This window comes from Salinicoccus siamensis (assembly GCF_042429615.1).
GTDB lineage: Bacteria > Bacillota > Bacilli > Staphylococcales > Salinicoccaceae > Salinicoccus > Salinicoccus siamensis.
The window spans coordinates 174,329-186,402 of the sequence record NZ_JBHMAH010000031.1 but is presented as its reverse complement, the minus strand read 5'-3'; the positions used below and the strand labels follow the sequence as shown (position 1 = coordinate 186,402).

The 12,074-nt window shown below is 46.9% G+C and carries 16 protein-coding genes; 11 read left to right on the top strand and 5 right to left on the bottom strand.

Annotated features, from left to right (window positions below; all coding sequences use genetic code 11):
* Positions 1 to 147: 147 nt before the first annotated feature.
* Complete coding sequence (locus tag ACFFLE_RS10285; protein WP_344701204.1) at positions 148 to 504, bottom strand: YugN family protein; 357 nt, start codon at positions 502 to 504, stop codon at positions 148 to 150.
* A 142-nt stretch (positions 505 to 646) separates the two neighbouring features.
* On the opposite strand from ACFFLE_RS10285, the gene ACFFLE_RS10280 reads away from it, so the two are divergent.
* Positions 647 to 1,090: a YlbF/YmcA family competence regulator gene (locus ACFFLE_RS10280; RefSeq protein WP_380571746.1), complete on the top strand. Its 444-nt coding sequence runs from the start codon at positions 647 to 649 to the stop codon at positions 1,088 to 1,090.
* 44 nt (positions 1,091 to 1,134) lie between these two features.
* Here ACFFLE_RS10280 and ACFFLE_RS10275 read toward each other — a convergent pair whose 3' ends face one another.
* Complete coding sequence (locus tag ACFFLE_RS10275) at positions 1,135 to 2,055, bottom strand: glycerophosphodiester phosphodiesterase family protein (RefSeq protein WP_380571745.1); 921 nt, start codon at positions 2,053 to 2,055, stop codon at positions 1,135 to 1,137.
* 86 nt (positions 2,056 to 2,141) lie between these two features.
* Between ACFFLE_RS10275 and ACFFLE_RS10270 the strand changes: the two genes are divergently transcribed.
* Entirely contained in the window at positions 2,142 to 2,405 is a 264-nt protein-coding gene (locus tag ACFFLE_RS10270) for a DUF2129 domain-containing protein (RefSeq protein WP_380571744.1), read from the top strand.
* Positions 2,406 to 2,409: 4 nt separating this feature from the next.
* Here ACFFLE_RS10270 and ACFFLE_RS10265 read toward each other — a convergent pair whose 3' ends face one another.
* Entirely contained in the window at positions 2,410 to 2,784 is a 375-nt protein-coding gene (locus ACFFLE_RS10265) for a DUF7147 family protein (protein ID WP_380571742.1), read from the bottom strand.
* A 57-nt stretch (positions 2,785 to 2,841) separates the two neighbouring features.
* On the opposite strand from ACFFLE_RS10265, the gene rsmD reads away from it, so the two are divergent.
* Positions 2,842 to 3,387, top strand: a complete 546-nt coding sequence (gene rsmD, locus ACFFLE_RS10260) for a 16S rRNA (guanine(966)-N(2))-methyltransferase RsmD (protein ID WP_380571740.1) — start codon at positions 2,842 to 2,844, stop codon at positions 3,385 to 3,387.
* Positions 3,384 to 3,869 (top strand): pantetheine-phosphate adenylyltransferase, encoded by a 486-nt coding sequence (gene coaD / locus ACFFLE_RS10255; RefSeq protein WP_380571738.1) that lies wholly within the window; start codon positions 3,384 to 3,386, stop codon positions 3,867 to 3,869. Before rsmD ends, coaD begins: the two co-directional genes overlap by 4 nt.
* Here the strand turns inward: coaD and ACFFLE_RS10250 are convergent.
* Positions 3,856 to 4,992 carry a nucleotidyltransferase gene (locus ACFFLE_RS10250; protein ID WP_380571736.1) on the bottom strand — a complete coding sequence of 379 codons (1,137 nt, stop codon included), beginning with the start codon at positions 4,990 to 4,992 and terminating at the stop codon, positions 3,856 to 3,858. The genes coaD and ACFFLE_RS10250 overlap by 14 nt on opposite strands.
* Before the next feature lie 134 nt (positions 4,993 to 5,126).
* Here ACFFLE_RS10250 and ACFFLE_RS10245 point away from each other — a divergent pair, with 134 nt between their 5' ends.
* Positions 5,127 to 5,642, top strand: a complete 516-nt coding sequence (locus ACFFLE_RS10245) for a YceD family protein (protein WP_380571734.1) — start codon at positions 5,127 to 5,129, stop codon at positions 5,640 to 5,642.
* A 2-nt stretch (positions 5,643 to 5,644) separates the two neighbouring features.
* A complete protein-coding gene (rpmF, locus tag ACFFLE_RS10240) occupies positions 5,645 to 5,818 on the top strand; it encodes a 50S ribosomal protein L32 (protein WP_380571732.1) in 174 nt (57 codons plus the stop codon).
* A gap of 66 nt (positions 5,819 to 5,884) precedes the next feature.
* Here rpmF and ACFFLE_RS10235 read toward each other — a convergent pair whose 3' ends face one another.
* Positions 5,885 to 6,349 carry an N-acetyltransferase gene (locus tag ACFFLE_RS10235; protein WP_380571729.1) on the bottom strand — a complete coding sequence of 155 codons (465 nt, stop codon included), beginning with the start codon at positions 6,347 to 6,349 and terminating at the stop codon, positions 5,885 to 5,887.
* 114 nt (positions 6,350 to 6,463) lie between these two features.
* Here ACFFLE_RS10235 and bshC point away from each other — a divergent pair, with 114 nt between their 5' ends.
* From bshC to ACFFLE_RS10210, 5 genes are all read left to right on the top strand, one after another.
* A complete protein-coding gene (gene bshC / locus ACFFLE_RS10230) occupies positions 6,464 to 8,047 on the top strand; it encodes a bacillithiol biosynthesis cysteine-adding enzyme BshC (protein WP_380571727.1) in 1,584 nt (527 codons plus the stop codon).
* Positions 8,048 to 8,179: 132 nt separating this feature from the next.
* The gene (gene mraZ, locus ACFFLE_RS10225) at positions 8,180 to 8,611 is read left to right on the top strand and encodes a division/cell wall cluster transcriptional repressor MraZ (RefSeq protein WP_380572129.1); all 432 of its coding nucleotides are present in this window, start codon (positions 8,180 to 8,182) and stop codon (positions 8,609 to 8,611) included.
* An 11-nt stretch (positions 8,612 to 8,622) separates the two neighbouring features.
* Complete coding sequence (gene rsmH, locus ACFFLE_RS10220) at positions 8,623 to 9,552, top strand: 16S rRNA (cytosine(1402)-N(4))-methyltransferase RsmH (RefSeq protein ID WP_380571725.1); 930 nt, start codon at positions 8,623 to 8,625, stop codon at positions 9,550 to 9,552.
* A gap of 11 nt (positions 9,553 to 9,563) precedes the next feature.
* Entirely contained in the window at positions 9,564 to 9,935 is a 372-nt protein-coding gene (gene ftsL / locus ACFFLE_RS10215; RefSeq protein WP_380571723.1) for a cell division protein FtsL, read from the top strand.
* Positions 9,922 to 12,069 (top strand): penicillin-binding transpeptidase domain-containing protein, encoded by a 2,148-nt coding sequence (locus tag ACFFLE_RS10210; protein ID WP_380571721.1) that lies wholly within the window; start codon positions 9,922 to 9,924, stop codon positions 12,067 to 12,069. The genes ftsL and ACFFLE_RS10210 overlap by 14 nt, the downstream gene beginning before the upstream one ends.
* The last annotated feature ends 5 nt before the right edge of the window (positions 12,070 to 12,074 follow it).

Here is a 12,074-nt window from a genome sequence, read left to right as displayed (position 1 = left end):
AATTCAAGGGATTGAGTCCGCTGGAATTCAGGGCATTGGCGGCATAGAAAAGCGCCTGAGAATCTCCATTCTCAGGCGGGAAACATTTATATTATTTCATCTGTCAACTTGATAGGGTTCAGATCATTCAATGCTTCCAGTCTTTTTTTAGATGAGGCTTTTCAGTTCATCAGCAATTGTACGGATCTTTTTGACAGCGTGGTCGACCAGTCGTTCAGGGAAGTGTTCGTCGCTTCCATACTCAACACCCGTAGGGTAGTAGTGTTTACCCATATATGGATCCATGAGCTGGAGGACAGCGTTTCTTGCACCAACATCACCTTCCACGGCATATCCAGGTATGCGGAGATAGTAGATGCCTTCAGGCACTTCATACTTATAGTCGAAAGTCATGCGTTCATAATCCCATGACCCTCCAAGCACTAGACCGTTCTTGTTCATTACATTCTGTAAGATATCCTGAGACACGATCATCGTCTCAAGAGTAGAATTTTCAAAAACCATGAATTTTCCTCCCTAAACATTTTTACCATTAATCTAATTTTAATCTATTCCAAGTATAGTTGCAAATGGTATTTATACAGACCCTGAAAATTGGTGGCAGCCCCCAGCACCATTGTGATACTATGTATGGGAGGTGTTCAATATGACGACAGATATAGAAATGGAAGTAATGGATCGAATAGACCATTTGAATGCGATGGTCCGCGAGACCGATATATATAAATATTATTGCCGATACAGTAGATTGCTCGAAGAAGACACCGAGGTCGCTGCGCTCATTTCCGAATTCAACAGAATGAAAGTGGATTTCGAGGAAGTCAGCCGTTTCGGCAAATATCATCCTGATTTCAGTGCGAAGCGCCGTGAGCTCAATGATTTTAAAAAAACGCTTGATATGCACCCGGTAGTGATGGAATATAGACGGGCAGAGTTCCAACTGCAGGAAATGCTGGATGAAGTGCTTTTCCATATCAGTTCCAGCATCAGCGATCATGTCAATGTGGTCAGCAGCAACCCGTTCTTTTCGATGGCCAATGAATCGGGATGTGCAACAGGCGGCAGTTGTGGCTGCCAGACAGCAGGCTAGAATAAAAATGAGGGTTCCCCCGCTTCGGGGGAACCCTCATTTAATCAGTAACGCTGTTTCAACAGATGGCTGCTGATGTCCGGGTAGTCTGTGACGATTGTATGGGCACCTTTTTGAATCAGTTCATCCATCTGATCCATTTCGTTTATGACCCAGTAGCCGACTGCGACATTCAAGCTTTGGAGGTATTCGATGAATCCCTCTTTATCAAGCGGGATATTGTTGTGCTTTGCCGGCATCTGTAATGTGTCGGCTTTCGGATTGAATAAGTGGCCGAAGCCGCTCGCATAGGCCAAGTAGGCATTGCGTACCTGATCTTCGCCGGCACCAAGTGCGATATCGTCTCCTGAATAGAGCCTGAAACGATCGATCTGATCATCATAGAAGCTCGTGATGAGTACTCTGTCACTGGCGTCCGACTCATCAATCAGACGATAGAGCAGGCTTGGTATCAGACTACCCTCATAAGTATCCGGATCATCTTTGATGTCTATGTTGATGAGCATATCGGGATATTTCTTGAGGAGTTCCCTAAGTGTCATGATTTTGGCTTCATCGCTGCCCCTGTATGGGTGGCTGCCTTCTGCATCTCTGAAATGGTAGCCGAAATCGAGTTCCTTCAGTTCGTCCAGAGTCAGCTCACTGATACGGCCTGCACCATTCGACGTACGGTCTACATAGACATCATGGAAGACGACAATTTCTTCATCCTTGGTCATGCGGATGTCAATTTCAAACCCGTCTACACCAAACTCAGCAGATTTGTTGAATGCTGCAACTGTGTGTTCCGGCGCAAGTCCCATACCGCCGCGATGCGCGAGGATATAAGGTGAGCGATGCCTGAAGTATGGCTTGATGTCGCGGATTTCCTGCTCGGATGTCAATTTTGTGCCGATCCACAGGCCACCGACCGCTCCGCCCGCTAATCCAATTGTTGTCAAAAGGCTTTTTGTACATTTCTTCATGATTACTGCCTCCAGTTATAGTTTCATTTAAAACTTCTCATTTACATGGTATCATAACTTTATAAAATTTTATAAGGTGGGGTAATATGCTTGAGAAACGCATCGGCATATATATTTATTTTAAACAAAATAAGTTCATCCGACAATTGAAACGGCACGGCCACCTGATATATGTAAATAAAGATAAGAAGTATCTACTTCTATATATATACGAATCAGAGCTTGACCAAACCATTCAGACATTGAACAGCCTGAAATACGTCGAAGATGTCCTTGTGTCGGAATATCCGCACATCCAACGGGAGTACAACGCTGAAAACTATGAACCTAAAGATTACCGCGTCATCTGATACATCAGGTGAGCGGCGGTATCAAGTTGTTCAACCTTAAGACGCCGGTGATATATTGGAAAAACTGCTCTTTATCGTGGAAGTCCTCCGGATCGCGCGTCTTGAACTCAATGACGGACAGGTCATGCGCCGTACACCATTCGGATATCATTTGATACTTCCTGCCGGAACCATCTTTATATGGTACACCCTGATAGATGGTATATAGGGCCTGGAAATTCCCCCGGACAGGCTTCATCACTAGGACGAATGTAGCAGGCCGCTCATCCGCATGAAGGAATATGCCTTTATCGATCCGGTGATGGTTATGTTCTATGATGGCTTCGAGTTCAAATATATCCCCGTAGCCTTCTCCAAGTACAATGAATTTTTGCATCATTAATCAGCTCCCGATTCCATTTTAAATGAAGGATTAAGGGAAAGAAAGGAATCACCTATGAGAATAATCAGCGGCAAATATAAATCAAAGGCAATTTCGACTTTGAAATCGCAGGATACAAGGCCTACGTCAGACAAGGTGAGGGAGAACATCTTCAATATCCTCGGTCCGGTAGAGGGGAGGGTGCTCGACCTGTTTGCAGGAAGCGGGGCACTCGGCATCGAGGCGTTGAGCCGTGGTGCTTCTTCCGCCATGTTTATAGACGGAGCGGGCGACGCAGTCAAGATGGTGAGAAAAAATACGGATGAGCTGGATGAAGATGTGGAAATCTACAGGAATGATTACCGGCGCGCCCTGAAAGCGATGGCCAAACGCGACCGTCAGTTCGATCTCATTTTCCTCGACCCGCCTTATCACAAGGGAATGGCCGAGGAGGCGCTCATGTACATAAAGGAGCTTAAAGTGTTGGATGCAAGAGGACGTATAGTGGTCGAGACACATAAGGATGAAAGATATGCAGAAGAAGGCTATACGAGCATCAGGGAAGCAGTATACGGTACGATTCGAATCAATATACTGAAGAAAGAAGGAGGACAATCATGAAAAGAATTGCAGTATGCCCCGGGAGTTTTGATCCAATCACATACGGCCATATCGATATTATCGAAAGGGCGAGTCGAATATTTGATGTAGTCTATGTCTCCGTCCTGAAGAACTCTGCCAAGGAAGGACTATTTACGCCACAAGAGCGAGTGGAGCTGATCAACGAGGTGACGAAGGGTCTGCCGAATGTTGAAGTGCGCATCTTCAACGGACTGCTGATCGATTTCTGTGAGGAAGTGGAGGCACAGGCAATCGTGCGGGGCTTGCGTGCCGTCAGTGATTTTGAATATGAAATGCAGCTGACTTCCATGAACAGGAAATTGAACAGTACGATTGAGACGATCTATATGATGACCAACAACAACTATTCATTCATTTCCTCCTCAATGGTCAAGGAAGTCGCGAAGTACGGCGGCAAAATAGAAGATGTGGTGCCACCGCAGGTGGAATCGGCACTGCGGGGCAAATTCAATCCTCAATGATGACGGGTGTGTTGTAGTCGTTGTGCTTTGAGCCACTGAAAATATTATGGACATCAGTCGCCGTTATCTCATTTTGGATGTGATGGCGGTTGGTGCTGTTTACATTGGTGATGATCTCCAGGTCTTGGGATAGTGTCTTCAGGTAGGCCTGCCCATGCCTGTTCATGGCGAGCACCCTGACAGCCTGCGGCAAGGAATAACCTTCCACCTTTGTACTGGTCAGGTTGAAGAGGATGTAGAGCATCAGGCGGTTGAGGCGTGTGCGTGTATATCGTTTCGTTTTGACATCCTCCAGGAATGATGCGTAAGTCGAATGTCTCCTTATCCTGGAAATCAGCCTATGTTCGAGACCTTCGGTCATCGTGTAGATGTTGCGCAGTTCTTCCGGTGTGCTCCTATGGATCAGGAGTTTCAGTGAAGGGAACAGGACTTCATTGGTCAGGGGGCCATCTTTGTGGATCTCCTGTGCAAGTGTGGCGGGCATGAAACGTGATGCACCTTCTATATTACCTTCCCAAAGGGCATTCCTCAGGCTGGTTGCGCTGGAGAAGCGCCGCTCGGACAGGGCAGGGTCATTATAATCATTGCCGACCCTTCTGATTGTATGGGGGGTTATATCCGATTGCAGCTTTTCCAGGGCTTTCAAGTAGGACAATCCGAGAATATCATTGGCCCCTTCAAACAACTCCGTCTGCAGCGATGCAGCGAGGGCTCTTGGATAGCTGTAGCCTTTCTTCTGCAACATCTGCATGGATGAACGGATGTCTGCGTCTTCCATCAGGGATTGCAGCCTCGACAATTCCGCAATGTCACCCGATTCGCTGCCAAAGACGATGTTATCGCTCTTCAGCAGCTTCGCAATGTGGACGCCGCCCAACGCAAAATCATCTGCAAAGCTGACGGCGTTGATGAACGGCAATTCGACCACAAGATCGACGTGCCCGATTGCAGCTTTCGCCCTTTTGAATTTATCCGTCACTGCAATTTCACCACGTTGCGTGAAATTCCCCGACATGATGGCAATGGTGACATCGGCTCCGGTCAGACGCTTCGATGCCTCAATATGATGGATATGTCCATTATGAAAGGGATTGTACTCTGTAATCAAAGATGTGATAATCATAATAGTGCTCCTTTCCATTCGATTCCATTGTATCAGAAATGGGGCAGAATCATTAGTGATGTTAAGAAAAAAACTTGACAGAGTACTGTTAGAAAGGTACAATATTTTTTGTGCTCATAAGAGGTGAAAACTATATGAGATGGTCATTGACGCAACTGAAAAAGTTCAATCAGGATTCAATCGCTGTAAACGAAAAGGTCCAGTTTAAAGAGATGACGGATCGGAAAGATGTCACTTCAGTGGACGAAGTGTCCGTCGAAGGCGTCCTTCATGTCCGTAATCGCCAGATCATGGCTGATTTAACCATAGAGACGGTGGTCAATATGTTGGACAGCCGCACAAGCGAAGATATCCAAGTGCCGCTTCACATCGAAGCGGAGGAGATTTTCGACGAGGATGTGGAAGAGGCGGATGATCTCGCTGAAAATGTTCATCCAGTGACCCACACTTTAGATCTGGAACCGATCATCAAGGAACTCATCATCGTCAACATACCCTTTGTCATCACCGAAAGCGATGAACCGCTGAGCGGTGGCAATGAATGGTCCGTGACTGATGAAGAGACTTTCGAGAATGAGCGGGCGAGCGTGGATCCAAGACTATCAAAGCTAAAATCACTGTTGGACGACAGTGATAACAAGGAGGAATAGAAATGGCGGTACCAAAGAGAAGAACCTCGATTACGCGTAAAAGAAAACGTCGTACCCACCTGAAGCTTTCTGTACCAGGCATGGTAGAATGTCCAAACTGTGGAGAAATGAAACTTTCCCACCGTGTATGTAAAGAATGCGGCAGCTATAAAGGTGAAGAAGTTACAGCTAAATAATTGATTTAGAAAAAGACGCTGGCAATTTTGCCAGCGTCTTTTTCATGGGGCCTATGGAGTTTGCCGCTATTGGAGATGGAAGCCTTCCGGATACCAGATCAGGGGGTCTTCCGCCATATCCCTCTCGATATCATACTTCAGCGTTTCGAAGCCATGGGCTTCGAAGAAGCCACGTGAATTTTGGCGGCTGATGGCTTTGATTGGAATGCCGTAGTCTTTGGCGAAGTCGATGAGCTTGCTGCCGTAGCCGCGGCCCCTATATTTCTCGAGCACTTCCAGCTTCCATATCACCATGTAATCATGCGGTGGATCGAATATGGGCTGATGATCATCTTCTTTTCGGTAAAGGCACATGCGCGCAGCCAGCGTGTCGCCTACGTAGATGCCAAAGAACGGTGAGTCTGTATTGGCATCCATGATATTGCCTTCCAGCTCTTTTTTCATCTGCAGTTCCTGCGCACCATACTCACGGAATTTTTTGAATTCTTCTACTGTCTTATAGTTGATTGCCAGATGCTTCACTTCTGTCATTTTGCATTCTCTCCTTTTCTTTAGTATAGTACATTTCTTTGAAACCGTTCAATTGTTTTATATCTTCATAATATTTATAATCAAGTTAGCATTAGAGTGAGAAGGGGTCGAATTATGGAAATTGAATGTTTGAATTACACACAGGACGATTTTACACACCGGTTCGCCGGTAGGGACAGACAGACGCTGTCCTTCTATCAAAACTTGACCTATGATGAAAAAAGTATAGAAAAAGTGATGGAAAGATCAATTCATCCGCATACAGGCAAGCTTGCCGATATCATGGCCGAAGGTATGGCACCCTATGGTCTGAGCGACAAGCAGGAAGATAACCTTAGACGCCTCCGGGAAGGCGCCAGGGTCATCGTCGGCGGTCAGCAGGCAGGCCTTTTCATGGGTCCCAGCATGATCATGCATAAAATGCTCACTTTGCTTGTGCTGGTTGAAGAAGTGAAGAAAAACTACAACTATCAGGCAGTGCCGGTCTTCTGGATAGCAGGCGAAGACCATGATTTTGAAGAAGTGAACCATACGCATATCTATGATCATACCCATAGACGCCGGCGCAAAATCACCTATAAACCGAATCTGACGGTGCCGATGAGTCTGGGATTCTACAGATATGACCCAAGTGCAATGAAAGACACTCTCGATCGTATAGTGGAGGGGTGCGGAGATTCAGGTTACCTGAGGGAGAAAAAGTCAGAGATAGAAGCGATGATTGAACAAAATGAGTATTGGACTGAACTGTTCCACGCGCTCGTCCATGATGTCTTCGCGGATGCAGGATTGTTGATTTTCAACTCCCATGATGAAGCGGTGAGGAAGCTTGAAGCACCGATGTTCAAAAAGATGATAGAAAATCATGAAGCCATCGATGCAGCATTCAGGCAGGGGCAGCAGGAATTCATTGAAGCGCATGACCTATCCCCAACAATCGACACTGAAACGAATGTGCATCTATTCTCCGGCTCACGGACGACGCGTACTTTATTAGACCAGCAGGGCGGCAGCTACCTGACTGATAAGGGTACGCTATCCAAGGATGCGTTACTTGAATATCTTGAGCAGGATCCTGCCTCATTCAGCAATAATGTCGTAACAAGACCGCTTATGCAGGAAATGCTATTCAACACCCTCATATTTGCAGGGGGCGGCGCAGAAGTGAAGTATTGGGGCGAGCTCCACAAAGTGTTTGAAGTGATGGATATCAACATGCCGATCGTACTAAAGAGAATGGAGATCATCCATGAGGACATGAGGCTCAACAAACTTCTCGATAAATACGGATTGGAGGTTTCAGAGAATCTCGCAGCAGATGCCGAAGCTAAAAAGCAGAACCTGATCGAGTCCGCAACAGATACCACTTTCCTCGACGAAGTGGACAGCATAGCCGATCATCTGGATACGGATTACAGCCGCTTGAAGGATAAGGAGGGCCGTGAAGCCCACCGTGATCTGATTGAGGCCAATCTGAAGGTGCACAAGAAACAATTGAGTTACCTGAAACGGCGGTACCAACTTGAAGTGAAACGTACTTTGCGCAAGGAATTGAATGATCTGGAAGAAATATCAGAAAGGCTGATGCCGGGCGGATCGCTGCAGGAACGCATCTATCATCCGTGGATGTTTCCGATCGATCTCGAAGTGGGGCGCCTCGCCTATACGACGCAGCTTACAATCATCAAAGGCATCTAGAATATTGGACGGTCTTCATTTTTATGAGGACCGTCTTTTTTATTGTGTCAAATTAATTGGAGTGGAAAGCACATTATTTGTGGTACATAGTGGGGAGATGTGGTAAATTATTTGTATAGGCGAGGTGATCAGATGTTCATGGGAGAGTTCAAGCATCAGCTTGATGCTAAAGGACGCTTGATAGTGCCAAGTAAATTCAGGGACGAACTCGCAGGACATTTCATCATCACCCGAGGCCTTGATCAGTGTCTATTTGGCTACCCTCTCGATGAGTGGGCCCAGATGGAACAAAAAATGAGTACTTTGCCGCTTACCAGGAAAGACGCCAGAAAATTCATGAGGATGTTTTTTTCGGGCGCTGCCGAAGTGGAAGTGGACAAGCAGGGGAGAATCAATATCCCCGCTAACTTGAGGGAATATGCTGGATTGAAAAAAGAATGCACCGTCATCGGTGTTGCCCATAGGATTGAAATTTGGGATACGGATAAATGGACATCATTTTATGATGATTCAGAAGCCCATTATGAGGATATCGCAGAAGAATTGATTGATTTTGACTTATAGGATGTGAGGGTATGTTCAAACATGACACCGTTCTATTGAAAGAGACAGTGGATGGGTTGAATATACGCCCTGACGGCACATATATCGACGCCACTTTGGGTGGCGGAGGCCATAGTGCCTATCTCTTGGAACAATTGACCACGGGTCATCTATATGCTTTTGACCAGGACTCCTGGGCAATAGAGAACGCACAGGAAAGATTTAGAGGAAACGACAATATTACACTTATCCATTCCAATTTTGAGAATTTGAAAGCGGAACTGGCGAAATTCGACGTCAGTAGAGTCGATGGCATAATGTATGACCTCGGCGTTTCAAGTCCGCAGCTTGATGTAACTGAACGGGGATTCAGCCACTCCAGGGAAGCGCGACTCGATATGCGCATGAACCAGGATCAGTCGCTTGATGCCTATGAAATCGTAAATACATATTCCTACAGCCAGTTGGTAAGCCTCTTCTTCAGATACGGAGAAGAAAAATTTTCGAAAAAGATAGCTAGGGAGATAGAACGCACCAGGACTGAGGCGCCTATCGAGACCACTACACAATTGACTGAAATCATCAAATCCCAGATCCCCCATAAATTCAGACGAACAGGGGGGCATCCAGCCAAGCGGATATTCCAGGCACTCAGAATAGCGGTGAATGATGAGCTTGGGGTATTTGAAAGGTCACTCGAAGCGGCGATCGACCTCCTTAATAAGGATGGGAGGGTATCCGTCATCACATTCCATTCCCTGGAAGACAGAATCTGCAAACAGATGTTCATGGAATATGAAGCAGGGCCCGAACTGCCGCGTAATATGCCCGTCATCCCGGAAGCCTACGAACCTGTATTGAAACGGGTGAACAAGAAGCCAATCACTGCAGACGATGAAGCGGTGCTCGATAACCCGCGTGCGCGCAGTGCAAAATTGAGAATTGCTGAGAAGCAGAAATAGGGAGTGATAACATGGCAGTAGAACATTATCAGCAACCCCTGTCCCAGCCCGGCAGCCATAGGGAGCAACAGCCTGCTACTAAAAGAAAGCGACGCGTCGTCGGCCTTGGAAAAATCGAGACGCTTACCTATCTCGTTCTTTTTGTTCTGATCGCAACTGTTGCGATATACGTCTTATCACTAAAGATGGAGGCCCATACCGTCCAGACGCAGATTACCCAAATCGAAAGTGAAACGGCAATCAAGGAAGGCGAAATAAGTGAGTTGAAGACGGAGGTCACAGATCTCTCGTCCTACGATAGGATTTATGAAAAAGCAAATGAACTTGGACTTGACCTGGATAATGGAAATGTAAAGGTTGCTGAGAAGTATGGCAAGAATTAGAATCAAGCTACGAAATACAACAAAAACACTATCTGTTGGCGCGCTCCTAATCTACCTGGGTATAGGAGTGCTTTTTGTTTGTATATTTTGGCAGTTCAGCTATTTGATGATAGGCAAATCCCTGGATGATGAAGATCTGGTCGCCCACGGCGAGGAGAAATTCTCACGCACCTCACAGATAGAAGCGGCGCGCGGGCGCATATTGGATCGTGACGGCAACGTTCTGGCGAGCGATATGGAGGCGTATCGCATTGCCCTGATTACGGACTCCAGCTACTCGAACCACGTCAGCGATCCTGAAGCTGCTGCAGAGAAGATTGCAGAAGTCATCGATATGGATGAAGATGAGATCGAAAAACGCATCAAAGAAGGTATAGAGGAAGAGCGTTTCCAGATTGAGCTTGGCAAAGAAGGACGCGAATTATCCTATAACGATAAAAAGACCCTCGAAGAGGCTGAGATTCCCGGCATCGTCTTCATCGCCGAAACGAAGCGGTTCTATCCGAATGGCGATTTCGCCTCACACCTCATCGGCTATGCTGAAAAGAATCAGGATACTGGTGAGTTCGAGGGATCGCTTGGGATTGAACGGGCGTACGATGAGAAGCTGAAGGGTCAGGACGGCGGACTCGACTACCTCAAGGACCTATGGGGGTATATCGTACCGGGGACTGACAGCGTTGCCGAAGCGAAGAATGGCTCGGATGTCCAACTGACGATCGATTCGAACATTCAGATGTATCTTGAGGATTCCCTCGATACGATGGAAGAACATTTTGAGCCTGAGGAGACTTTTGCGGTCGTGGCAGATGCCAAGACTGGAGCAATTCTCGCAAGTGGCCAGAGACCGTCATTCAACCCGAGGACCCGGGAAGGGTTTGGAGAGAGCTGGCTCAACATGCTCTATCAACATTCATTTGAACCCGGTTCGACCTTTAAGGTGTTCGGTCTGGCGGCAGCGATTGATTCTGGAGTCTATGACCCGAATGCAGTATATGAATCCGGATCATATGATGTCGACGGCCATACAATCTACGATTGGGAGCCCGAGGGCTGGGGCGATATCACTTATAATGAAGGGATGCAGTACTCCTCAAACGCCTTGATGATGATCCTCCAGGAAAAAGTGGGGGAAGATAAGATGCTCGAATACTACAAGGATTTCGGCTTTGGGCAAGTGACAGGCTCAGAATTCCCGAATGAACAATCAGGAACCTTGGCATGGGATGCTGAACTGCAGAGGAAAACGACCTCTTTCGGGCAGACCTCTACTGTGACACCGATACAGATGATCCAAGGCATGACGGCGATACTCAATGGCGGCAAAATGAAGAAGCCATACATCGTCGAATCCATCACTGATAGTGAGAGCGGTGAAGTGATCGAGGAGAATGACGAAACTGTCGTGCGCCAGGTGATATCGGAAGAAGCGGCAGATAGGACACAGGATGAAATCAATACATTCGTCGGAGGGTCGATGGAACGTAATCCGCAATACCTTCTCGAAGATTATGAAGTCGCAGGGAAGTCAGGCACCGCCCAGGTCATCGATCCGGATGGGGGTGGTTATCTGAAGGGTGATTATCAATTCCTGACGTCCTTCATCGGGTATGCACCAGAAGACGACCCTGAAGTCATCGTCTACTATGGCGTCAAGCTTGCCAGCAAAAATAAATCGGATACATGGGATATTGGTGTAATGCCCGGCTTCAATCCGCTTATGGAGCGGACCTTGAAATATCTGACGGTCGGCGAAGAAGATGGGGAATCGCCTGAACCAGTAAAGATAGAAGATTACACCGGCAAGATGATCTCCGATGTGCCCGCAGCGGCAAATGATTCTATACAGACGATCATATTGGGAGAGGGCGAAGAAGTAGTGGACCACTACCCAAAAAATGATAAACTGTTACCGTATGAAACATTTTTCATCAAAACTGATGGACAGCTGAAGATGCCTGATTTGACGGGGCTTTCAAAGAGGGAAGTCATCATGTTCGGAGATTTTGCCGGAATGGATGTAACCGTAGAAGGTGAAGGGTATGTCAATGGACAATCGATCGACCCGGGCATCGTTTTAGAGGATGGACAGGAATTAAAAGTCACCCTGTCGTCCAACGACCCTGAAGACTAGAGGAG